The organism is Pseudomonas sp. MWU16-30317 (genome assembly GCF_020515695.1).
Taxonomy (GTDB): domain Bacteria; phylum Pseudomonadota; class Gammaproteobacteria; order Pseudomonadales; family Pseudomonadaceae; genus Aquipseudomonas.
In genome coordinates this window covers 432,481-455,686 of the sequence record NZ_JAIWJA010000004.1, presented here as the reverse complement: position 1 = coordinate 455,686, position 23,206 = coordinate 432,481, and the positions used below count along the sequence as shown (strand labels likewise).

The 23,206-nt window shown below is 65.1% G+C and carries 13 protein-coding genes; 6 read left to right on the top strand and 7 right to left on the bottom strand.

What is annotated here, in order from left to right:
- The first annotated feature begins 8 nt into the window (after nt 1-8).
- From LIX93_RS14885 to LIX93_RS14865, 5 genes are read left to right on the top strand one after another with little or no spacing between them, the layout of a single operon-like run.
- Nucleotides 9-1,373, top strand: coding sequence for an LLM class flavin-dependent oxidoreductase (locus LIX93_RS14885; RefSeq protein ID WP_226504819.1), 1,365 nt, complete (start codon nt 9-11; stop codon nt 1,371-1,373).
- Complete coding sequence (locus LIX93_RS14880) at nt 1,370-2,965, top strand: ABC transporter substrate-binding protein (RefSeq protein WP_226504818.1); 1,596 nt, start codon at nt 1,370-1,372, stop codon at nt 2,963-2,965. The genes LIX93_RS14885 and LIX93_RS14880 overlap by 4 nt, the downstream gene beginning before the upstream one ends.
- Entirely contained in the window at nt 2,962-3,948 is a 987-nt protein-coding gene (locus LIX93_RS14875; RefSeq protein ID WP_226504817.1) for an ABC transporter permease, read from the top strand. The genes LIX93_RS14880 and LIX93_RS14875 overlap by 4 nt, the downstream gene beginning before the upstream one ends.
- Nucleotides 3,945-4,757, top strand: a complete 813-nt coding sequence (locus LIX93_RS14870; protein WP_226504816.1) for an ABC transporter permease — start codon at nt 3,945-3,947, stop codon at nt 4,755-4,757. The genes LIX93_RS14875 and LIX93_RS14870 overlap by 4 nt, the downstream gene beginning before the upstream one ends.
- Nucleotides 4,754-6,385: an ABC transporter ATP-binding protein gene (locus tag LIX93_RS14865; RefSeq protein ID WP_226504815.1), complete on the top strand. Its 1,632-nt coding sequence runs from the start codon at nt 4,754-4,756 to the stop codon at nt 6,383-6,385. The genes LIX93_RS14870 and LIX93_RS14865 overlap by 4 nt, the downstream gene beginning before the upstream one ends.
- Before the next feature lie 155 nt (nt 6,386-6,540).
- On the opposite strand, the gene gudD is transcribed toward LIX93_RS14865, so the two are convergent.
- Together gudD and LIX93_RS14855 are read right to left on the bottom strand one after the other, a co-directional pair.
- Nucleotides 6,541-7,893 (bottom strand): glucarate dehydratase, encoded by a 1,353-nt coding sequence (gene gudD / locus LIX93_RS14860; RefSeq protein ID WP_226504814.1) that lies wholly within the window; start codon nt 7,891-7,893, stop codon nt 6,541-6,543.
- A gap of 24 nt (nt 7,894-7,917) precedes the next feature.
- Nucleotides 7,918-9,285 carry an MFS transporter gene (locus tag LIX93_RS14855; protein ID WP_226504813.1) on the bottom strand — a complete coding sequence of 456 codons (1,368 nt, stop codon included), beginning with the start codon at nt 9,283-9,285 and terminating at the stop codon, nt 7,918-7,920.
- 331 nt (nt 9,286-9,616) lie between these two features.
- Here LIX93_RS14855 and LIX93_RS14850 point away from each other — a divergent pair, with 331 nt between their 5' ends.
- Nucleotides 9,617-10,327 (top strand): FadR/GntR family transcriptional regulator, encoded by a 711-nt coding sequence (locus LIX93_RS14850; RefSeq protein WP_226504812.1) that lies wholly within the window; start codon nt 9,617-9,619, stop codon nt 10,325-10,327.
- Between the two features lie 24 nt (nt 10,328-10,351).
- Here LIX93_RS14850 and LIX93_RS14845 read toward each other — a convergent pair whose 3' ends face one another.
- From LIX93_RS14845 to LIX93_RS14825, 5 genes are all read right to left on the bottom strand, one after another.
- Entirely contained in the window at nt 10,352-11,359 is a 1,008-nt protein-coding gene (locus LIX93_RS14845) for a HAMP domain-containing sensor histidine kinase (RefSeq protein WP_226504811.1), read from the bottom strand.
- Nucleotides 11,360-11,365: 6 nt separating this feature from the next.
- Complete coding sequence (locus LIX93_RS14840) at nt 11,366-12,850, bottom strand: ATPase domain-containing protein (protein WP_226504810.1); 1,485 nt, start codon at nt 12,848-12,850, stop codon at nt 11,366-11,368.
- Nucleotides 12,847-13,281 carry a hypothetical protein gene (locus LIX93_RS14835; RefSeq protein WP_226504809.1) on the bottom strand — a complete coding sequence of 145 codons (435 nt, stop codon included), beginning with the start codon at nt 13,279-13,281 and terminating at the stop codon, nt 12,847-12,849. Before LIX93_RS14835 ends, LIX93_RS14840 begins: the two co-directional genes overlap by 4 nt.
- Nucleotides 13,282-13,386: 105 nt before the next feature.
- A complete protein-coding gene (locus LIX93_RS14830; protein ID WP_226504808.1) occupies nt 13,387-14,112 on the bottom strand; it encodes a Crp/Fnr family transcriptional regulator in 726 nt (241 codons plus the stop codon).
- Between the two features lie 74 nt (nt 14,113-14,186).
- On the bottom strand, nt 14,187-22,823 hold the full coding sequence (locus LIX93_RS14825) for a glycoside hydrolase family 94 protein (RefSeq protein ID WP_226504807.1): 8,637 nt from the start codon (nt 22,821-22,823) through the stop codon (nt 14,187-14,189).
- Nucleotides 22,824-23,206 lie beyond the last annotated feature (383 nt).

Genomic DNA, 23,206 nt, shown 5'->3' with positions numbered 1-23,206 from the left:
GATTGGCCATGAGTACCTCGCACAAGCAGATCATCCTCGGCGCGTTCATCCCCAGCGCCGGTATCACCGGTTCGAGCTGGCGCCATCCTTCCGCCCAGCCGAACGCTTTTCAGGACTTCGAGCATTTTCGCCAGTTGGCCGACACCCTCGAAAAAGCCCGCTTTCACGCCTTGTTTTTCAATGACACGGTCAACATCGAGCCCGACCTGGAGCTGATCGCCAACGGCCCCAACAGCGTGCGCTGGGACCCGCTGGTGCTGCTCCCGGCACTGGCGCTGACCACCCGCCATATCGGCCTGATCGCCACGGCGAGCACCACCTACAACGAGCCGTACAACATCGCCCGCAAGCTGGCCTCGATCGATCACCTGAGTGGCGGTCGGGTCGGTTGGAACCTGGTTACGTCGCTGGGCGGCGGCGAAAACTTCAACCGCGACGCCCATGTGCTGCACGCCGACCGTTACGAGCGCGCCGAAGAGTTCTACGACGTGGTGACCGGTCTCTGGGACAGCTGGGAAGACGACGCCTTCGTGCAGGACAAGGCCAGCGGACGCTGGGCAGACACCGACAAACTGCACGTGCTCGACCATCACGGCAAGCACTTCCAGGTCCGTGGACCACTCAATGCTTCGCGCTCGGCGCAGGGTTACCCGGTGATCGCCCAAGCCGGCTCTTCGGATTCGGGCAGGGCACTGGCGGCGCGGGCCGGGGAGCTGATCTTCACTGCGCAGCACACCATCGAGCAGGGCGTGGCGTTCTATCAGGAGATCAAGCAACGCGCCGCCGCGCTGGGGCGCGATCCCGAGCACTTGAAGGTCCTGCCTGGGGTGTCCACCGTGGTCGGCCGTACCCAGGCCGAGGCCGAAGACAAATACGAACAGTTGCAGGCGCTGCTCGAACCCAAAGCGTTCTTGCGCTCGATTTCGCGCTTCGCCAGCCTGGGCTTCGATCTGTCGCAGTTGCCCTTCGATTCGGTGGTTCCGCTGCCGCCCGAGCAGTTCGACACCAACACCCACAAGAGCCGGCAGAAACTGGTGTTCGACCTGATCCGTCGCGAACGGCCCACCGTGCGCCAGCTGTTCAACAAGCTCACGGCGGGCGGGCATCGGATCCTGATCGGCACCCCGCAGAGTATCGCCGATGACTTCCAGGCGTGGTTCGAGGCCGGTGCTGCGGACGGTTTCAATGTGATGTTCTCCGGCCTGCAACAGGGCATCAGCGATTTCGCCGAACAGGTGGTACCGGAGTTGCAGCGCCGCGGGGTGTTCCGGCGCGAGTATCAGGGCACCACCCTGCGGGAAAACCTCGGTTTGCCGCGCATCCCCAATCGGCATGCCGGCCGGCGCGCTGCGGCCCGTGGGGTGTCGGTATGAGCCAGCGTGTATTTTTACCCGTGGTGGCGCTCGCCAGTGCCATGGTCGTGTTGCTGGCCGCCTGCGGGCCGCAAGCCGATGCCCCGGCCAAGGTGGCAAATGTCGCGCCCCAGGTCGGCGGCACGCTGCGTGTCGCGCTGGACGGTGACCCGCAGTGTGTCGACCCCCAGCAGGCGGGCAACAACACGGCGTTGAACGTCGGCCGGCAACTGGTCGATTCCCTCACGGATCAGGACCCGAAAACCGGCACCATTGTGCCGTGGCTGGCGGAGCGCTGGGAAATCTCCGATGACTCTCGTCAATTCACTTTTCATCTGCGCGACGGGGTGACCTTCAGCGACGGCAGCCCGCTGAATGCCGAGGCGGTCAAGGCCAACCTTGAAGGCATCGTCGCCCTTGGCGCGCGTTCCATACTGGGCGGTACCTACCTGGCCGGCCTGGAGCAGATCCAGACGCCAGACCCCCATACCGTGGTGGTGCGCTTCAAACAATCCAACGCGCAGTTCCTGCAAGCGACTTCGACCATGAGCCTGGGGCTGCTGGCGCCGAGCACCGTGGCGCTGGCGCCGGCCGATCGTTGCCAGGGCCAATTGATCGGCTCCGGGCCGTTCACCTTGAAGGCTTTCGTGCACAACCAGGCGGTGTCGCTGCAGGCGCGCAAGGACTACGCCTGGCCGTCGAGCCTGGCCTCTCACCCAGGCCGCGCCTGGCTGGATAACCTGGAGTTCACTATCATCGCCGAGTCCGGTGTGCGCCTGGGCAGCCTCGCGTCCGGGCAGATCGACGTCAACACGGCGGTATCGCCGCAGGATGAAGGCAGTATCGAGCAGCAGGGCCTCAAGCTCCTGACACGGGCCAATCCGGGGGTGGTGTATGTGCTGGTGCTTAACGAAACCTCGCCGCTGTTCACCGATGGCCGGGTGCGCCAGGCGCTGAACAAGGCCATCAATCGTGCGGATTTCCAGCCGATCATCTCGCGCTATCAACGCCCGGCCACGGCGCTGCTGGCCAGCAGCACGCCGTATTACCGTGACTTGTCACCGTTGCTCAAGGCCGACCCCGGCGCCGCGCGGAACTTGCTCGAGCAAGCCGGCTGGCTGCCCGGCGCCGACGGTATCCGGCAGAAGAACGGCCAGCGCCTGTCGTTCAAACTGACGTACTGGCAGACCGTGCCGATTCTGGAGCTGGTCCAGCAACAGTTTCGCGAAGTGGGTGTGGAGCTCCAGCTCAACAAGACCACCATCAGCCAGGTCACCGCCATTCAGGCGAGCGGCGACTATGGCGCTCGGTTTCTCAACCTCACGCGTGCCGACCCCGATGTGTTGCGCACGGTGTTCCAGGCCCCCGGCTATAACGTCAGCAAACGCGAGCCTGGCCCGGTGGACGAGCGCCTCGCCCAATCGGCGGCGACCCTGGACGCCAAACAGCGCCAGGCATTGATCGATGATGCCAGCCAGCAGTTGATCGAGGGCGGGCACGCCCTGGCACTGATCGAGCTGGCGACGGTGATCGCTCACGGGCCCAAGGTACACGGCCTGCATTACGAAGCATCGTCACGCTTGCAGTTCTATGACACCTGGGTGCAACCATGAGCCAGGCCCTGACCTTGACCCGCGCGCGCATTCCCATCGGTGCGCTGCTGGTGCGCGCGCTGGCACGCGTGGGCCAGGCCGCGCTGGTGCTGTGGGCGGCCTTCACTTTGTCGTTCCTGATCCTCTACGCGCTGCCCAGCGACCCGGTGAGCATCATGCTCAACCAGAGCGGCGAACAGAATGCGGTGGACGCGCAGCAGGTGGCGGCACTGCGTGCCGAATATCATCTGGACCAGCCCTTGGCCACGCAATACACCATCGCCCTGGGCCGGGCGCTGCAGCTCGACCTGGGCCGTTCGATACAGACTGGCCAGCCAGTGGTGCCGGCGTTGTGGCAAGCCTTGCCGGCCACTGCGGCGCTGAGCATCGTGGCGCTGGGTTTGTCGCTGCTGGCCGGTGTCAGCCTGGCACTGGCGGCCACGTTGAGTCGCTGGCGCTGGTTGCGCGATGCGTTGCTGGGCTTGCCGGCGGTTGCGGTTTCGCTGCCGACGTTCTGGCTGGGGCTGCTGCTGTTGCAGTGGTTGTCGTTCGGCTGGCACTGGTTTCCGGCCATGGGCAATCGCGGTTGGGCCTCTTTGGTGTTGCCCGCGCTGACGCTGGCGATCCCGACCTCGGCCGTCATCGCTCAAGTGCTGGCGCGGTCTTTGGCGGCGGTGGGCCGTCAACCCTTCATCGATGTGCTACGCGCCAAGGGCCTTGGACGAATTCAGGTGGTGCTGCGCCATAGCCTGCACAACGCGCTGGTACCGGTGCTGAGTCTGTCGGGGGTGATCGTCGGCAATCTGCTGGCCGGCTCGGTGGTCACCGAGACGGTGTTTTCCCGCGAGGGCATTGGGCGTCTCGCCCAGGCCGCCGTCAGCGTTCAGGACATTCCCATGGTGCAGGGCGTGGTGTTACTGGCAGCGCTGATTTTCGTCAGCGTCAACCTGTTGGTCGACGCCTTGTATCCCTTGCTTGATCCGCGCCTGGGCGGTGCCCGATGAACCTGTGGCGGCGTCGGCCGCTGTTGCCATTGGGCTTGATCGTGCTGGCGCTGGCGATCGGCTGGGCACTGTGGCCGGATCTGTTCGCCCAGCAGGACCCTCTGTTGGGCGTGCCGGCCCATGCCTTGCAGGCCCCCGGCGCCGCGCATTGGTTCGGCACCGATCAACTGGGCCGCGACCTGTACAGCCGCACTGTGCACGGTGCCGGGCTGTCGCTGCGCGCGACCCTGCTGGCGGTGTTGATCGCGTTGCTGTGCGGCATCGTCCTGGGCGTGCTGGCCGGATTCTTCGGCGGTTGGGTCGATGGCTTGCTGATGCGCATCGTCGAAGTGTTGATGGCCATCCCGACCCTATTGCTGGCCATGGCGGTGATTACCGTGCTGGGCTTCGGCACGGTCAATATCGCCTTGGCGGTGGGGTTGTCGTCGGTGGCCACGTTTGCCCGGCTGGTGCGCGGCGAGGTCATGCGTTGGCAGGCCAGCACCTTCGTCGAGGCAGCGCATGCCTGCGGCGTCGGGCCCTGGACGGTGATTGCCCGGCACATCCTGCCCCACGCCACCGGGCCGGTGCTGGCCTTGGCGGCACTGGAATTCGGTAGCGCGGTACTGGCGGTGTCGGCCCTGAGTTTCCTCGGCTTCGGCGCGCCGCCGCCGCAACCGGAATGGGGTTTGCTGGTGTCGGAGGGGCGCAACTATCTGCTCGCGGCTTGGTGGTACACCAGCCTGCCCGGGCTGGTCGTGGCCTGCACGGTGGTGGCTGCCAACCAGTTGGGGCGCGCCCTGCAACAGTACAACGAGGTAAGACCATGAGTGCCGACAACGTTTTGCAGGTCCAGGACTTGAGCATCGATTACCACACTCACGCCGGCCCTGTGCCCGGCATCAGTGAGGTCAGTTTCACGGTGGCGGCAGGCGAGGTGCTGGCCATCGTCGGTGCGTCCGGCTCGGGCAAATCCACCACTGCCTCGGCGCTGATCGGTTTGCTTGCAGACAACGCACGGCTGACGGGCGGGCGGCTGATCATGGCGGGCCATGACCTGACCGACGCCAGCGAGGCACTCTGGAAAACCCTGCGCGGGCGCACCGTAGGTTTCGTGCCCCAGGACCCGGGCCAGTCGCTGGACCCGGTCAAGCGCATCGGCGAGCAACTGATCGAAGCCATGACCGTGCACGGTGTACCCCGTCGCCTGGCCCGCGAGCGCTGCGTCGAGCTACTCACGCGTGTCGGCCTGGCGCAGGCGCATCGTTTGCAGCGGCGCTATCCGCATCAGCTGTCGGGCGGCATGCGCCAGCGCGTGCTGATCGCCATGGCCGTGGCCAACGATCCGCCGCTGATCATCGCCGACGAACCCACCAGCGCCCTGGATGCCGAGGTGCAGCGCCAGGTGCTCGATTGCCTGCAACAGCTGGCCCGCGAGCGCAACAGCGCGGTGGTGCTGATCACCCATGACCTGGGCGTGGCGCTGGAGCGCGCTGATCATCTGATCGTGATGCAGGGTGGTCGCGTCGTCGAGGCCGGGCCGGCCAGGCAGGTGTTCACCGCGCCGCGGCAGGTCTATACCCGCGCGTTGCTGGAAGCCGCCCCCGCCCGCCAGGTGCTGGTGGCCCGGCAAAGCGTGCGCCATGACGCCCCGGTGATCCTGCGGGCGAGCGGGCTGGTCAAGTCGTTCTCGAGCTGGTTCAACCCGCAACCCGCAGCTGTCGACGACGTCTCGTTCACCATCGCCAAGGGCAGTACCACCAGCCTGGTGGGGCAGTCCGGATCGGGCAAGTCGACCACCGCCAGGCTGCTGCTGGGGCTCGAACGTGCGGACCACGGCCAGGTGCATTTTGCCGGCGAGGAGGTGACCACCTTCAACCGGCGGCAATGGCAAGCCCTGCGCCGACGCATTCAGGTGGTGTATCAGAACCCCTATGCCTCGTTGAATCCGCGCCTCACTCTGGCGCAGATCATCAGCGAGCCGCTGCACGCGTTCGGTATCGGTGATCGCGCCACGCAACGGGCGCGTGCCGCCAGCCTGCTCGAACAGGTCCACCTGCCGACGCAGCTACTCGATACTCGCCCGGCGCAGCTGTCCGGCGGCCAGCGCCAGCGTGTAGCGATTGCCCGCGCCCTGGCGCTGGAGCCGGAGCTGATCGTGCTCGATGAGCCCCTGTCGGCACTGGATGCCTTGGTGCAGGCGCAGATCGTTGCCTTGCTGGACGAACTGCAACAGCGTCTGGGCCTCAGCTATCTGTTCATTTCCCATGATTTGGCGACCGTGCGGCGGTTGTCCGATCAGGTGGTGGTGATGCGCGCTGGCAAGGTGGTGGAGCAGGGGCCCTGCCAGCAGTTGTTCGAGCAGCCGGCACATGCCTACACGCGCCAGTTGCTGGGCAGTATTCCCGGCGCCGGGCTGCTGGAAGGCGGGCAACTGCTGGCGCAGTCCTGCGCCTAGACCGGCGGGCAACGTATCGCCGGGCGCTGCTGGTCGCTGCGGTTCACTTGCGGCCAGCTTCATTACGGTGCCCTGGTGGAAATCACCGCTGTCGCTGAACGCGTGAAGTTGTTGGATAATGGCCGCGGCAGCTACCGTGGCCATCGTCGATCAAGTCAACGCACCAGGCAGGGCGCCTTGTTATCGAAGCGCCAGCCCGGAATCAGGAACTGCATGGCCACGCTGTCATCCCGCGCGCCCAGGCCCATGCCCTTGTACAACTCGTGAGCCTTGGCCACGGCATCCATGTCGATGTCCACGCCCAGGCCGGGCTTGGCCGGCACCTTGACCAGGCCGTCGACAATCTGCAGCGGGGCCTTGGTCAGGCGCTGGCCGTCCTGCCAGATCCAGTGGGTGTCGATTGCGGTGATCTCGCCCGGTGCGGCGGCGGCCACCTGGGTGAACATTGCCAGCGAAATGTCGAAGTGGTTGTTGGAGTGCGAGCCCCAGGTCAGGCCCCATTCGTGGCACATCTGTGCGACCCGTACCGAGCCCTGCATGGTCCAGAAGTGTGGGTCGGCCAGCGGGATATCCACCGATTGCAGCTGGATGGCGTGGCCCATTTCGCGCCAGTCGGTGGCGATCATGTTGGTGGCGGTCGGCAGGCCGGTGGCGCGGCGGAATTCGGCCATGACTTCACGGCCCGAGTAGCCGTTTTCGGCGCCGCACGGGTCTTCGGCATAGGCCAGCACGTGATGTTGGTCGCGGCACAGGCTGATGGCTTCTTTGAGGGACCAGGCGCCGTTGGGGTCGAGGGTGATGCGCGCATCCGGGAAGCGCTCGGCCAGGGCGGTGACCGCTTCGATTTCCTCGGCGCCGCGCAGCACGCCGCCTTTGAGTTTGAAGTCGTTGAAGCCGTATTTAGCTTTGGCGGCCTCGGCCAGACGCACCACGGCTTCGGGCGTCATGGCTTTTTCGTGACGCAGGCGGAACCAGTCGTCGCTGGCGTCGGCTTCGTTGCGGTAAGCCAGGTTGGTGGCGTTGCGGTCGCCGATGTAGAACAGGTAGCCGAGCATCTTCACTGCATCGCGCTGCTGGCCTTCGCCGAGCAGCGCGGCAACCGGTACTTCGAGGAACTGGCCGAGCAGGTCGAGCAGGGCGGCTTCCATCGCAGTGACGGCGTGAATGGTGATGCGCAGGTCGAAGGTCTGCAGACCGCGGCCGGCCGAATCGCGGGCGGCGAAGGTGCTGCGCATCTGGTTGAGGATGCGCTGGTACTGGCCGATGGGCTGGCCGACCACCAGGCTGCGGGCGTCTTCGAGGGTCTCGCGGATGCGCTCGCCGCCGGGGACTTCGCCGACGCCGGTGTGACCGGCGCTGTCCTTGAGGATCACGATGTTGCGGGTGAAGAACGGCCCGTGGGCGCCGCTGAGGTTCATCAACATGCTGTCGTGGCCGGCTACCGGGATGACTTCCAGGCTGGTGACGACAGGTGCTTTGCTGGCGTGGTGTTTGAGTTCCGAATTCATTATTTCGATTCCTCTCGCAGGGGGTCAGTGCGACTTGCCCAGCGCCGAAGCGGCGGGGGTCGGTGTTGTAGGGGAGATGGCCGCGCCCGGTTTGGGGAGCGTGCGGGCGAAGAACACCAGGATCGCGGCGATCACCGAGGTCCCGGCCAGGCCATAGAGGCCGCCTTGAATCGAGCCGGTGGATTGCTCGAGGAAGCCGAAGGTGGCGGGTGCCACGAAGCCGCCGAGGTTGCCGATCGAGTTGATCAGGGCAATCACTGCTGCAGCGATGCGCGCATCCAGGTAGCCCTGGGGGATCGGCCAGAACAGCGACGAGGCCGACTTGAAACCAATCGCCGCGAAGCAGATGGCGATAAAGGCGAAGATCGGCCCGCCGGTGGTCGACAGGAACATGCCCAGCGCCGCGATCAGCAGCGCCGAGGCGACCCAGGCCTGCTGGAACTTGAACTTGCCCGACAGCGAAGCGAAGGCGTACATCGCCACGATCGAGATCAGCCAGGGGATGGAGTTGTAGAAGCCCACCTGAATGTCGCTGAGGTCGCCCATTTTCTTGATGATGCTGGGCAGCCAGAAGGTGGCGGCGTAGATGGTCAGCTGAATGCAGAAGTACAGCGCGCAGAACAGCATGATCTGGCGGTCCTTGAGGAGCATGCCGATGGTCGGTCTGACGATGGTGGCAGCATCGCGCTCGCGCTGTTCGCGGTCGATTTCACCCACCAGAGCATCCTTTTCCTCAGCGCTCAGCCACTTGGCATCATGGGGTTTGGAGTCGAGCCAGAACCACACGAACACGCACAGCGCCACCGAGGCCAGGCCTTCGATGATGTACATCCACTGCCAGCCATGCAGGCCCAGCCCGGTAATTTGCAACAGCACGCCGGACAGCGGGCCGCTGATCAGCGAAGCCAGTGCCGAACCGCTGAGGAAGATGGCGATCGCCTTGCCGCGCTCGACGCCTGGCAACCAACGGGTGAAGTAGTAGATCACCCCTGGGAAGAACCCGGCTTCGGCCACGCCCAGCAGAAAGCGCAGGATGTAGAAGTGGGTTTCGTTCTGGATGAAGGCCATCAGCGTTGCGGTGATGCCCCAGGTGAACATGATGCGGGTCAGCCAGATACGTGCGCCGACCTTCTGTAGCAGCATGTTGGAGGGTACTTCAAACAGCGCATAGCCGATGAAGAACAACCCGGCGCCAAAGCCGTAGGCCGCGGCGCCGATGCCCAGATCGTGCTCCATGTGCGTGCGCACGAAGCCGATATTGACGCGGTCGAGGTAGTTGACGATGAACATGATGACGAACAGCGGCAGGACATGCCGCTTGACCTTGGAGATGGCCCGCGCCAGCACGGGGTTGCCCGCGGACGCAGTAGGGGCGTTGGTTGAGTCATGCACAGTCGGAACTCCCGCTGATTATTTTTATGGGGGCTGCAGGCGCTGGCGGATCTAGCCGCTGGCTGAGTCAGGACGTCATGGCCAGCCAGTGGCGCCCAGATGACGGACATCATACGAGTTAATTCTGATTTTATGCAATAACCATTGGGTGATATTTGTTTTGATCTTTAGTTGTCTGACGAGCTAGAGAGTCTCTTTATTGGCCCTTTCGCTGCCGGAACTGCGCACCCTGTAGAAGCAAAGCGTGCTCGCGAAGGGGCCCGCCGCAGCGCCGCTGAACCGCCAGGCCACAGGTGCTAATATCCGCCCACTGAAGATGACGGACCCCGCCATGCAAGACGAACCCCAAGCTCCCGATCGCAAGCGTTCCCCCGGCCTGGCACACGAAATCGTGGCCGGGCTGATCCAGCGCATCCGCCTCGGCCAGATCGCTCCCGGCGAAAAGATGCCTTCCGAATCGACCCTGGTGCGTGAGCATGGCGTCAGCCGCACCGTAGTGCGCGAGGCGATTTCCCAACTGCAGGCCTCAGGGCTGGTGGAAACCCGACACGGTATCGGCACCTTCGTATTGGCACGCGACGAGCGCCAGGGCTTGCACCTGACCCGCGATACCGAGCTCAGCGTGCGCGGCATCCTCGAACTGCGCCTGGGCCTGGAGACTCAAGCCGCGGCCCTGGCGGCCGTACGCCGCAGCGAAGCGCAACTGCTGCAGATGCGCCAGGCACTGGATGATTATCAGAACTCGTTGGCCAACAACGACAGCAGCGTCGAGGCCGATGTGCGTTTCCATCGACTGATCGCCGAGGCGACCGGCAACGTGTACTTCACCGACATCATCCATCATCTCGGCAGCTCGGTAATTCCGCGCACCCGCATCAATGCGCAGGAGCGGGGCGCCACCGACCTGACCCCGTTCGGTCGCCAGGCCAATCAGGAGCACGAGGCTATTCTCAAGGCCATTCGCCGCCAGGATCCGGACGCGGCGCGGGCGGCGATGTGGCTGCATTTGAGCAATAGTCTGGAGCGGATGACGGCGTCTTGACCCGCTCAGGGCTGCCGCACCGACTCAACCCAGCAGTGGCAACGTCACGATAAACGTGCTGCCCTGGTTCGGCCCGTCGCTGAGCGCGACCACCGCGCCGCCGTGGGCCTCTACCAGTTCACGCACCACCGTCAGCCCTATCCCCAGGCCCGCGCCATTGAACCCCACCGCCTGGGTGTCCTGGACAAAGGGCTCGAATATCTCCGAGAGCGCCTCGGGGGAGATGCCAATGCCGTTGTCGGCGATGCTCAGCATCACCACACCGTCTTCAGCGTGCATCGACAGCTGTACCGCGCCACCGCGGGGGGTGTATTTGGCCGCGTTGGTGATGATGTTGGTGACGACTTGAGTCAGCCGTACCGTATCGCCGTTGATTCGCAAGGGGTGGTCGGGCAAGTCGCTGGAAAATGCCAACTGCCGCTGCTCGATCACCGGCAGGCAGCTGTCGATCACCGTCCTGACCAAGGGCACGATATCCAGCGGTTGCAGTTGCAGGCGCAGCTTGCCGGTGGTGGCCCGCGATACATCCAGCAGGTCGTCCACCAGGCGCGCCATGTAGCTCACCTGGCCTTCCAGCAGCGCCTGCAAGCGGGGCAGTTCGGTGCTCGACACCTTGGCGATGCGCCCGGCGATCAGGCTGATCGGGGTCAGCGGGTTGCGCAGCTCGTGAGCAACGATGGCGAGGATCTTGCGCTCCTGGGCCAGGGCGCGTTCGGCCAGCCCTTGAAGGTTTTGCGCGCTGAGTGCCGCGATGGTCAGCTGCTCATTGGCTTCGCGTAGCTGCGGCGCCTGTGCAGGGCCGGGGATGACGGGGGCGTCGGCCACCTCGGACTGTGCCGAAAGAATGGCGATGACCAGTTGCTCGTTGGCTTCGAGCAACTGTGCGATGTTCTGTCGGTCGCTGATGCGGTCCTGGGTCTCGACCAGGGTGCGTTGCAGTGCCGCCAGCACCGTGCGGGCTTCGAGGGTCTTCTCCCCGAGCAGCTGCAGCTCGCTGGTGGCGCTGGCCATCTGCAGTTCCAGCTCTTTCATGGCAGATCACACATTGTCCTCTCCCGCTGTCGCCAGGCTGACGTGTTGCCGGGTGGGGCTGCCGCCCAGCAGCCCTTCGCGATCCGCAACTCTGTCGCCGATCTGCAAGCCCTGGTCATCGATCCGGTATTGGCGCAACTCATCGCTGTGGGCGCTGGCGCGCACCTTCACCACGGCCATGATGCGCAACAGCCGACTCTGCACCTCGATGTAGCGTTGCACGATGATCGCATCGGTGAGGAACGCGGTGCCGTAGGGGCTGAAGCGCAGATCGGTGTAGCGATCTTCCAGCTCGGAGGTCATCAGCACACTGACGCCAGCCCCGGTCAGGGCATTGACCATCCGCGACAGCGACTCGCGAAAGTCAGCGCGGAAGGTCGGGGCCAACGCCAGCTCGAAGCCGGACAGCGAGTCGATCACCACACGGGTAGCCTTGAGGCGGGTGATTTCAGCCAGCAGCAAGTGCACGATCTCGTCTATCGACAGATCCGGCGCGCGGCTGTCCACCAGGCCGACCTTGCCTTCCTCGACCAGGCGCGCCAGGGTCGGATTCTGCGAGCGATCGGGGCGCTGCTCGAACACCGCGATCACGCCTGTTTCGCCCTCGCTGGCGCCTTGGGCCAGAAAGCTGGCGGCGAGAATACTCTTGCCTGATCCGGACGGCCCGGCCACCAGCAGCGAATAGCCCTGGGGCAGACCGCCGCCGAGCATTTCATCAAGGCTCGCGCAACCCATGCGCAGACGCTTGGGCAATGCGCCGGGCGGTGGCTGGGTCGCGGGCTGCGGACTGGCACCCGCCGGGGCGAACACGCTGATGCCGCTGCCGTCGATGCGAAAGGTGTGCAACCCCGGCAGCGTCGCTTGGCCGCGCATCTTCATGATTTCCATCTTGCGCACCATGGAGTTGCGCTGAACGCTCTGGCGCAGCCAGATCAAGCCGTCCGCCACGGTGAAGATCGGGTTGGTGTCGAGCTCGGTGAAGTATTCGCCAATCAGGAAGGTGGTGGCCTGCCAGGTGGTCATCAACATGCCCAGTTGCTGCACGAACTGCGGCAGGTTGTTGTTGGGGTTGTCTGCGGTCTGGCTGGCGAGCACCACGGAACGGAACGAGTCGACGAACACCAGGGCCGGGCCGTGGGCTTCGACTTCAGCGACGATCCGGCGCAGCACCTCGTCGAGATTGCCGGCCTGGGTTTCGTCCGCCAGATTGATGTAGCGCACCGAATGATTGATGGCGTCGCTGTCGAAAAAGTCGAACTGCTGCTGGTAGCGCAGCATTTTCAGGGGTGGCTCGCCAAGCACGGTGAAGAACAGCGCCGGACGCTCGGGCGTGGCCAGCGCGAACATGATCTGGTGCGCCAGGGTGGTCTTGCCGCAGCCGGGGGGGCCTGCGATCAGATTGAACGAGAATTCCGGCAGGCCGCCACCCAGGACTTCATCCAGCCCCGGTACGCCGGTGGCCAGACGATTGATGGTCACTTTGCTGTTCATGGCGAACTATCCTGCGCCGGGGGCGCGCTGAGCGGAGCTGCGAATACGGCATCAAGAAGGCGCGCGGTGAGGGATGGCCCGATCAAGGTGCCGAGCAGTCGATAGAGCGTCTGCAGGAACTGTTCGCCCAGCAGCAGTGCCTCCTGCGGGGTACGCTGGCCGAGAAGGGCCAAGACGCATGCAGGGTCCAGAGGCTCCTGGGCACCTTCAGGCAGCCCGTTCAGCTCCGCCAGGGGCGAGCCGGTCAATTGCAGGCTGCGACGCAACCACGCCGCGACCCCCTTGCTGCCTATAACGGGCGAGAGCACGGTGTCGAGGTCTTGCAGGGTGGCACTGAGCGCCGCGGCGATCAGCGCACTGTCCGCGCCATCACCTGCTCGGCACACCAGGAACAGCTGGAAGTCCAGGCTTGCGTCGCTATCCGTTGACATCGTGATCGGGTTCCTGGGGGCAGACCTGATGGTACGCCCTATTCAACAACCGCGAAGGATTGATTGGTTCAGCTAGGGTTTTTAGAGCCACGCGGCTGACGTGGGTCACCTTTCCTGGCGCCGCGTGTAATGCAGCAACCGATCAGTCTCGGTCTTCACCACCGAATAACACTCGCAACTGAGCCGCTCCAACTGCGGGCGATCCAGCACCTTGATGTGCCCGCGGCTGTATTCGATCACGCTCTGGCGTTGCAGCTTGCCCGCCGCTTCGGTGACGCCTTCGCGGCGCACGCCGAGCATGTTGGCGATCAGCTCCTGGGTCATGGTCAGTTGATTGCCGGGCAGGCGGTCCAGCGACAGCAGCAGCCAGCGGCACAGTTGCTGGTCGATGGAGTGGTGGCGATTGCACAGGGCGGTCTGCGACATTTGGGTGATCAGCGCCTGGGTGTAGCGCAGCATCAGCCACAGCAGATCGCCGTGGCGATTGAATTCGTCCTTGAGCTTCTGCCCCGGCAGGCGCAACGCACTGCCGGCACTCTGCACCACGGCGCGGCTGGAGGTGCTCTCGCCGCCCATGAACAGGGCGATGCCGATCAGCCCTTCGTTGCCGACCACGGCGATTTCCGCCGACGCGCCGCTTTCGGTGACGTGCAGCAAGGACACGATGCAGTTGGTGGGGAAGTACACGTGGCGCAAGGTGTCGCCGGGCTCGTACAGGACCTCGCCCAGCGTCAGGGGGACCACCTCCAGATGCGGGGCGAGGCGCGCCAGTTCTTCATAGGTAAGGGCGGCCAGCAAGTGATTGCCGGTCGGTAGCGGTGGATCGGACATGACGAGCCCCAAAGGAGAAAACAGCCGGATTGGTCCAGAGTACGCTTGTATTTCTTGGCGCAGGGGATTAACCGCTAATGGTCCACCCCCTGGGCCATTGCACGGGTGTGCGCCACTGGCGCAGGGCACTCCACCCGCACCCGGCGCTCGACGCCGTCGTCGATCAAGTGCAGCGTACGGCCCTCGATGATCTGGCCATCGACGCTCATCGAGCTGACATTCGCGTCGCTGCGGCGTACATCGAAGTGATACTGAGTGGCGCCGAATCGATAACTCAGGGTAAAGCCCGGCCAATGGGCGGGGAGCAACGGCTCGATGCGCAGCGTGTTGCCGACCCGCTGCACACCCAGCAGCGACTCGGTCGCCAGGCGATACATCCAGCCGGCGGAACCGGTGTACCAGGTCCAGCCGCCGCGGCCGGCATGGGGTGCAGCGCCATAGACATCGGCGGCCATCACATAAGGCTCGACCTTGTAGGTTTCGATGGCCGCGTTGTTGGCTGGGTCGGCGGGATTGATCAGGTGTAGCAGCTCCCAGGCTTTGGCGCTGTCGCCCAATTGCGCGAAGGCCATGGCCGCCCACACGGCGGCGTGGGTGTATTGCCCGCCGTTCTCGCGCACGCCGGGCACGTAGCCCTTGATATAGCCCGGGTCTTCGGCGCCTTTATCGAAAGGCGGGTCGAGCAGCAGCACTGCGCGGATATCGGGCTTGACCAGGTAGCGGTCAAGCGCCTGCATGGCCTGGCGCTGACGGGGGGCGGAGCCGGCGTCAGAGAGCACCGACCAGCTCTGGGCGATGGAGTCGATACGGCACTCGGTGTTGATCGACGAGCCCAGCGGCTGACCGTCATCGAACCAGGCGCGGCGGTACCAGGCGCCATCCCAGGCGGTCTTCTCCAGCCGCTCGTTGAGCAGCACGGCGTTTTCGTTGCAGCGCAGGGCGAACTCCGCGTCGCCCTGCTGCCCGGCCACCAGGGCGAAACGCTTGAGCACCTGGTTGGCGAAAAAGCCCAGCCACACGCTTTCGCCGCGACCCTGATAGCCGACGCGGTTCATGCCGTCGTTCCAGTCGCCACCGCCCATCAGCGGCAAGCCGTGTTCGCCCCGGCGCAGGCTGTGTTCGATGGCGCGTACGCAGTGTCGGTACAGCGATTCGCGCAGCGGCGACACCCCCGGCAGATCGTAGTAGGACTCCTCTTGCGGGTTCAGGGTGCGGCCTTGCAGGTAACCTGCGGGCTCATCCAGCACCGCCACATCACCGGTGATTTCCACGTAGCGGCTGGTCGCCGCCACCAGCCATAAAAAATCATCGGAGCAATCGGTGCGCACCCCGCGATCGAGCGGCGGATGCCACCAGTGCTGCACGTCGCCTTCCGGATACTGATGGCCGGCGCACAACAGCAAATGCTTGCGCACCAGCGCGGGACTGGCATGGATCATCGCCATGCTGTCCTGCAACTGATCGCGAAAACCGATGGCGCCCCCCGATTGATAGAACCCGCTGCGGGCCAGGAAACGACAGGCGATGACTTGATACATCAACCAGCCGTTGACCATCACGTCGACCTCTGCGGCCGGGGTCTGCACCTGGATCACCGACAACAGCGAACGCCAATGCTCGCGGACCTTGTGCAATTGCTCGGCGGCTGCCTGGACGCCGCGGTAACGTTGCACCTGGGCGGTGGCGGCCTCGGCGTTCTGCTCGGCGCCCAGGCGCAGGACCACTTCGCGGCTTTGCCCGGCGGCCAGCTGCAGGGTGACCTGGATCGCCGCACAGGGGTCCAGGCCACCGCCGATGCGCCCGGACAGCCCGGCATGCTGCATCGCGGCCGGCGCTTTCAGGCTGCCACCACGGCCGATGAACTCGGTGCGGTCGCCGGTGACGCGATGGTCGGTGCCGTCGGTGTCGAAGAACGCCACGCGGTCGCTGAACTCCACCGAAAAGGCATTACGGGCGAACAGTGCGCCGCTGACCGGGTCCGATTGCGTGACCACGTGCATGGCCGACTTGCTGCGCAGGTCGCCCAGCACCCACTCCACATAGCCGGTAACGCTCAGGGTGCGGCTGCGATCCGTCAGGTTGCGCACGATCAGCCGGGAAAACTTGATCGGCGCGTCCAGCGCCACGTAAACCCACAGCTCGCTGTGCAGGCCGTCGCCTTCGCGCTCGAACACGCTGTAGCCGAAGCCGTGGCGAGTCAGATAGCGGCCAGTGCCGGGGCAGGGCTGGGGGGTGGCGGACCAGAAGCGCCCGGTTTCTTCATCGCGCAGGTAGATCACCTCGCCACTGAGGTCAGTCACCGGGTCGTTGTGCCACGGCGTCAGGCGAAACTCGTGGGCGTTATCGGTCCAGCTGTAGGCGCTGCCGGTCTCGGACAACACCGTGCCCACGTGAGCATTGGCGATGACATTGACCCAGGGCGCAGGCGTTGGCCGCGCCGCCGTGGCGTCGATCACGTACTCGCTGCCATCGGCACTGAAGCCGCCGTAGGCATTGCTCAGCAGCCGGGGTCGCGGCGCCGATTTGGCCGGCAGCGGCGTCGGACGGTATTTTTGCGTCGCCACAAACGGTGCATACACCGGCACCACGCGGCGGCGATGAACCTGCTCGGCGAGCGAACCGGCGCCCTCGCTGAACACCAGCCGTGCCACCGACAGAATCAGGGTTCGATCTTCGCTCGACAGTTGCTGCGCCGTGCGCACGAAAATCCCGCCGGAGCGATCCACCAGCGCCGCTTCACTGCCGGAGGTCACCAGGCCCATGATCGCGTCCTGCAACTGCTGGCGATAGCCGACCTTGTCTTCGTTCCAGATCAGCAGGTCGACCACCAGGCCCTTCTGTCGCCAATAGGCGTGGGCCTGAATCATGGTCTGCACCAGTTCGATGTTATCCAGGCTGTGGATCTGCAACAGCACGATCGGCAAGTCGCCGGAAATCGACTGCCCCCACAGGCCCTGCTGGTTGCGCCGGTTGCTGATCAGCACGGCGCTGTCCGCGCGCAAAGCCGGGTTGGCGTATACAAGGGACGAGGCCATCTGTTCGAACAGGTGTGCATCGCCCATGGACACGTTGAGCTGGCGCAGCAACACCTGCCCGTGGGTCCAGGACAAATCGAAGACCCGATCGGCCAGGTGCCGGTCGCGGTACTTGTTGATCAGCGCCAGGCACTCTTCGCGGTGGTCCGCCACCCCGGTGACCAAGTCGATGGTGGCCTGCTGGCCGGGTTGCAGGGTGATGCGGCAGCGGATCGCGACGATCGGGTCGAGCACCGGCCCGGCGCTGCCGGACAGCTGTTCGCAGTCAGCATCCAGGGCGGCGGGCGTGGCCAGATTGCGGCCGCGGCCGATGAACCGAGCACGGTCGGTTTCATAGGAAATCGCCTGGATATCGACGCCATGGGCCGCGAGTAGATGGCACATCCACGGCGGGCTCTCGTCACTGGCGCGCGGGCGACGGCTGCAGATGATCGCTTGCAAGGCCGGCAGCAATTCGGTCTGCACGAACAGTTTGCTGAACGCCGGATGCATGGCATCGGCCATCGCGGGGGCCAGCACCACTTCGGCGTAGGTGGTGATCTCCAGCGTCTTCGCCGCGGCCCCGCGGTTGGTGACGTGCAGGCGGCGAAGCTCGATGTTGTCTTCGGGCGATACGACGATTTCCAGGTGCGAGTCGAAATCCAGCTCCCGAGTGCGAAACTCCGCGCGGGCGTTGCTGAATATGGCCTCGTGGCTCTCAGTCTTGCGCAACGTGGGCTGGAAGGCGGCAGACCAGAAGGCGCCGGTGGCGACGTCGCGCAAGTAACAGAACGTGCCCCAGTTGTCCTGGGTGATGTCCTCGTGCCAACGGCTGATGGCGATATCGTCGCGGCGGCTGTAGCCTGCGCCGGCACTGCTGAGCAGCACGTGATAGCGGCCGTTGGAGAGCAGCTGCACCGCAGGGCGTTTGTGGCCGGGGTGGCTGAATATTCGCAGTTGGGTGTCCTGACCTTCGGCGTCGCTCAGTGGCGGCGATTGCGCGGCTTGCAGGTAGGGCGCAGAGGCCTTGGGCACGCGCTCTTGCAGCAGGAGCAGGGCGGACTGCAACGCCGGATCGGATTCGAAGCGCCGCTGCATGGGCTGATCGAGCAGCACGCTGGTCAGGGCCAGCAGGCTCATGCCCTGGTGGTGCGCCATGAACGACTGCACCAGCGCGAAGGGCTGGCCGGGTGGCAGCCGTGCCTCGGTGTAATCGACCGCTTCGTACAGCCCGTAACGGCCCATCGCGCCCTGGCGAGCCAGGCGTTGCAGGTTGCTGCTGGCTGCCGCGCTGTCGACCATCAACGCCAGCGCACTGGCGTAAGGCGCGACCACGATGTCATCGCCCAGCCCGCGCTTGAGGCCCAGGCCTTGTACGCCGAACGCCCGATACTGGTAATTGAATTGGGCGTCGAGGGTGTAGTAGCCGGACTCTGACACGCCCCAGGGAATGCCCAGGCGGTTGCCGTGTTCGATCTGCACGGCCACGGCGGCGCGGCAGGTCTGGTCGAGCAGGCTGCCGTCGTAGTTAGGCATCACCAGGATCGGCATCAGGTATTCGAACATCGAGCCGGACCACGACATCAGTGTCGTCACGCCGCCGCAGTCGCCGGCCAGGCGGCCGAGGGTGAACCACGCGCGCTGGGGGATCTGGCCCTGGGCGATGACCACGAAATTGGTCAGGCGCACCTCGGAGGCCAGCAAGTCGTAGTAGCCGGTGTCCAGGCGTCGTTCTTCGGTGGTGTAGCCGATGGAGAACAGATCGCGCTTGCGGTCGTAGAGCAGCCCGAAGTCCATGTGCGCCAGGGCGCCGGCCAGGCCGCTGAGTGTGTCGAGCTGTTCGATGGCGTTCAGTGCGCTGCTGCGTACGCTGGCTACGCGGCTGTGGTGCTCGCGGGGCCAGTCGTCTTGAAGCAGTTGGGCGAGGGCGCGCAGGGAGTGTTGTGGGGGCACGCGGCCGGGGAGGCAGGGGGGGAGGCGGTAGCGTTCGAGCTCGGTGATCCAGTCTTGGCATTGGGCGTTGAATGCGTGTCGCCAGTAGGTTGCATCATTGTCTGTACCGGCCTCTTCGCCGCCGAACGCTGACACTTCAGCCTGCGCGTCCCTTAGCAGCGACAGCAAGGCATCGATATCGAGCGACCCGTCGGCATCATCCAGGCGTTGGCGCAGGTCGCCGAATTCGGCGGCCCCGCGGCTCTCGATCAGCGTATCCAGGGTATCGCGCAAGCCACTGCGAATCGCCAGGCCGAACAGTCTCGCGTCCGGCATCTGTAGCAGCCCCGCGCGCAGGGTAAGCAGCAGCCCGGCGAGGTTGCCGCTGTCGACGGTGGAGATGTAATGCGGGCGCAGGGGTTGCAAGGTTTGCGTGTCGTACCAGTTGTAGAAGTGCTGCTGGTAGCGCTCCAGCGCGTTCATGCTGTTCAGGGAGGCCGACAGCCGGCTGGCCAGCCGCTGCGTGCTCAGGTAGCCGAAGTCGTGGGCGGCCAGGTGCGCGACCAGCGCCATGCCCATATTGGTGGGCGAGGTGCGGTGGGCGACACTCGCCTTGGGCTCTTCCTGGATGTTGTCCGGCGGCAACCAGTTATCCTGCGGGCCGACGAATTCATCGAAGAACGCCCAGGTGCGCCGGCTCAGCACCCGCAAAAAGCGCAGCACCTCGACCGAGGGCTCGAACCGCTGGTGCTGCGGCGCCGAACTGAGCCGCCACGCCACCCAGGGCCCGGCCGCCCAGCACAGCAGCAAGGGCAGGGCGATGACCAGCGTCAGCGGCTCATTGACCAGCGCGATCAGCCCGACCATGGCGAACAACGGCCCGATCCACATTTCGCGGTAACGCCTGGCCAGGCGGTTTTCCGAGTGCCGCTCGACCTCGCGCGACGGCTGCCACTGCAGCATCAGGCGCTGGGTGAAGGTGATGCGCCACAGCGAGCGGGCAATGGCATCACTGCTGTAGTACATCTCGAAAGGCAGCCAGGCGAGGGTCGCGGCGACGCGCGCCAGATCCTGCAGCAAGCTGGCGCCAAGGTCGCGCAGGTACTGCCAGTAAGGCACCTTGACCGGCGGGTGCAGGGCATCGGTGAGAGTCTTGAGCAGCGGCTGCACCACCAACAGGCCCAGCACCGTGAGCGTCCAGGCCAGCGGCTCGCTACTGGCGAACCAGCCCCAGGCCAGGATCACCAGCGACGCCAGCGGCTCCAGGCTGCGGCGCAAATTGTCGAAGAGTTTCCAGTGGGCCATGATGCCCAGTCGGTTGCGCGCCCATTCGCCGTTGACGTTGCGGGTCCACGGCACGGTCCAGGGCAGCAGTTGCCAGTCGCCGCGAATCCAGCGATGGCGGCGTTTGACGTCGGCGCTGTAATGCGAAGGATATTGCTCGTACAGTTCGACATCGCTCAACAGGCCCGAGCGCGCATAACTGCCTTCGATCAGGTCATGGCTGAGGATGCGGTTGTCGGGCAGGCGGCCTTCGAGCGCTTGAGTAAAGGCATCGACGTCGTAGATGCCTTTACCAATGAAGGAGCCTTGCTGGAACAGGTCCTGGTAGATGTCCGAGACCGCCCGGGTGTAAGGATCGACTCCGCCGCCGTTGCCGAACAGGCGCGAATACAGCGAGCGTGGGGTGCTGGTCAGGCTGATGCCGACCCGCGGTTGCAGCAGCGCATAGCCGGCGATGATGGTGGCCTGGCTGGCATCGAAGATCGGCCGATTCAACGGGTGCATCATGGCGCCGGTGCACTGGCGTGCGACGTCCCGGGGCAGTTGCGTGTCGGTGTCGAGGGTGATCACGTAGCGCACCGATTGCAGCGCCTGAATGTCGCCGACGACGGTGCTGAAACGCTCGGCGCCCTGGCCGCGCAACAGTTCGTTCAGGTCATTCAACTTGCCGCGTTTGCGCTCGTGGGCCATCCATACGTTTTCGCCGGGGTTCCAGCGGCGCGGGCGATGCAGCAGGAAGAATCGATCAGTCGAGCCATCGGCGTATTGGCGGTTGAGCAGGTTGATGGCATGCGCGGCCTGTTCGAGCAGTGCGGCGTCTTGCGGCTGTGTCTGCTCGGGGGCATCGTGAAAATCGGTGAGCAGGGCGAAGAACAGGTTGTCGTCGCGGTTGGCCAGAAACCGCACTTCAAGGCCCTCGGCCAATTCTTCGACATCAAGACGCGAAGCGATCAGGGTCGGGATCACCACCAGGGTGCGGGCCTGGTCGGGGATGCCGTCGCTGTAGTCCATCTTCGGCAGCATCACCGGCGCCAGGCTGAAGGTCGCCCACCAGTTGATCAGGCTGAACGCCAGCCGGCTGGTCATCACCAGGCACGGCACCGCGAGGCCCAGCAGCGCGAAGTAAGACAGTCCATCGCGCCCTGCGGAGGCGAGCAATGGCAAGGCCAGGATCGCCGTCAGCACGGATGCCGGAGCCAGGTAGAAGGCCAGCGGCGAGCGTTGCAGCAGGCGCTTCCAGCGCTCATGAAAGGGCACCCGCGCGTTGAGTCTGCGCTCAAGTTCGGCGATGCCCGCGCCAATCAAGAAGTAGCCGATGTGCTGGGTGGGCGTCCCGGCGGGCACCTGGGGTGGGTGTTCGGCGCACAGCGCGACGGCCAGCTGCGCCACCTGGATTTCCGAGTGGCGACTGCGCCGGGCGAGGCGCTCGATCATGTGCCGATAGCTGTCGCGGGTGGCGAAGTCCATGGCCGGGTAGATCGCTGCGGGGTCGTCGTTCAGGGCGTACTCGACATGGCTGACGGCTTCGACGAAGTCACGCCAGTTGGTCGCCGATAACAGCCTCAGGCTGCCGATGCTGTTGCTGATGGACACCTGATCGGCGGATTGCTGCTGCGCGTCGAGCTGTACCTGGCGTTCGATGCTCGAGCCGCTTTCGCCGAGCATCTGCTCGATCCAGTTGAGCGCCAGTGCCAGGGCCGCGCTTTGCCCCTGCAGGCGGCGGGCGACTTCGGCGACGAAGGCGGCGGTCAGTGGCGGTGCCGAGCGGGCCATGTCGGCTACGGTGAGCACCACGCTTTTGACGTCGCGCTCGGAGACCTCGATCAGGCGCTCGGCCCAGTCATCGGCCAGGTTGCGGTCGTCCCAGTTGGCCATGACCCGCGACGCCACCCGGCGCAGGTTTTCGATCAAGGCCAGGCGCAGCATGATGGGGATCGCCCAGAGTTCGCCGAGGGCCAGGGGCATGACGGTTTGATAGGCGACGATAAAGCGCTGCAGGCTTTGCTCGTCGAAGCGGCCGTCGCCGTGGGAGATGGTCTCCAGGGCAATATCATAGACCCGCGGCAGGCCACTGGACTGGCCATTGATCAGGCGCGGCAGCTCGCGACTGTAGCCTTTAGGCAAGTGCGTCCTGGCGGTGCGGATGTTTTCTTCCACCAGAAAGTAGTTGTCCAGCAGCCACTCGGCGGCAGGGGTGACGCGCCGGCTACTGCGCTGCGCCAAGGTCAGCGCACTGCAACTGCGGTTGAGCAGCCGTTCGTTGTCGTCCAGTCGACCCAGCAGCGAGTCCCGTGCCGACAGCGCGCTGAGCTGATGTTGGCCGGCCAGGGCGATCCCGTGATCGGCCATCTGCTCGGCATTGAACAGCTCGGCGCGCAGGATCTGCTCGTAGGCGAATTTGACCGGGGGGTAGTTGCCGGTTCGGTACAACGTCGTCAGCCGGGACAGCAGCAACCGGACAGGCGCCCATATGCTTGTCATAAAATCCTAGGTCTGACACTCGCGCCAGCAGTCTCGTCAGCGCTGGCGCAATGCACAGCCCGGCGGGGTGCGCAGCAGGGATGCCGGCACCGGTACGTGCCTGGGTGAGCGGAGCTTCGCACCCTGAGTGTGAATACCGGCGGCGGTGGCTGTCTGTTCGGTGGCACACATAGTGGTTCTATCGTTGGTGGGTTTTAGGAGCTTCTAGATCGGTGTGTGGTCCTTTGCTGCGGGCCTGTGCGGCTCGCCCTGCCCATTGGCCTTTCGCCTAGGCTCAGGGTACCCGCGTTCCGGCACCTGAAGAGAGGGCACGGCGCAATGGGCCATCCCTGGCCCAACGCGCCTGACCCGGCATCCTGCCGGGATCTCCCTCTCTTCAGGCA

Bases quoted from the DNA above. Each gene is read 5' to 3' on its own strand.
- LIX93_RS14885 (WP_226504819.1), top strand. From the start codon at position 9: ATGAGTACCTCGCACAAGCAGATCATCCTCGGCGCGTTCATCCCCAGC.
- LIX93_RS14880 (WP_226504818.1), top strand. From the start codon at position 1,370: ATGAGCCAGCGTGTATTTTTACCCGTGGTGGCGCTCGCCAGTGCCATG.
- LIX93_RS14875 (WP_226504817.1), top strand. From the start codon at position 2,962: ATGAGCCAGGCCCTGACCTTGACCCGCGCGCGCATTCCCATCGGTGCG.
- LIX93_RS14870 (WP_226504816.1), top strand. From the start codon at position 3,945: ATGAACCTGTGGCGGCGTCGGCCGCTGTTGCCATTGGGCTTGATCGTG.
- LIX93_RS14865 (WP_226504815.1), top strand. From the start codon at position 4,754: ATGAGTGCCGACAACGTTTTGCAGGTCCAGGACTTGAGCATCGATTAC.
- gudD (WP_226504814.1), bottom strand. From the start codon at position 7,893: ATGAATTCGGAACTCAAACACCACGCCAGCAAAGCACCTGTCGTCACC.
- LIX93_RS14850 (WP_226504812.1), top strand. From the start codon at position 9,617: ATGCAAGACGAACCCCAAGCTCCCGATCGCAAGCGTTCCCCCGGCCTG.
- LIX93_RS14845 (WP_226504811.1), bottom strand. From the start codon at position 11,359: ATGAAAGAGCTGGAACTGCAGATGGCCAGCGCCACCAGCGAGCTGCAG.
- LIX93_RS14840 (WP_226504810.1), bottom strand. From the start codon at position 12,850: ATGAACAGCAAAGTGACCATCAATCGTCTGGCCACCGGCGTACCGGGG.
- LIX93_RS14835 (WP_226504809.1), bottom strand. From the start codon at position 13,281: ATGTCAACGGATAGCGACGCAAGCCTGGACTTCCAGCTGTTCCTGGTG.
- LIX93_RS14830 (WP_226504808.1), bottom strand. From the start codon at position 14,112: ATGTCCGATCCACCGCTACCGACCGGCAATCACTTGCTGGCCGCCCTT.
- LIX93_RS14825 (WP_226504807.1), bottom strand. From the start codon at position 22,823: ATGACAAGCATATGGGCGCCTGTCCGGTTGCTGCTGTCCCGGCTGACG.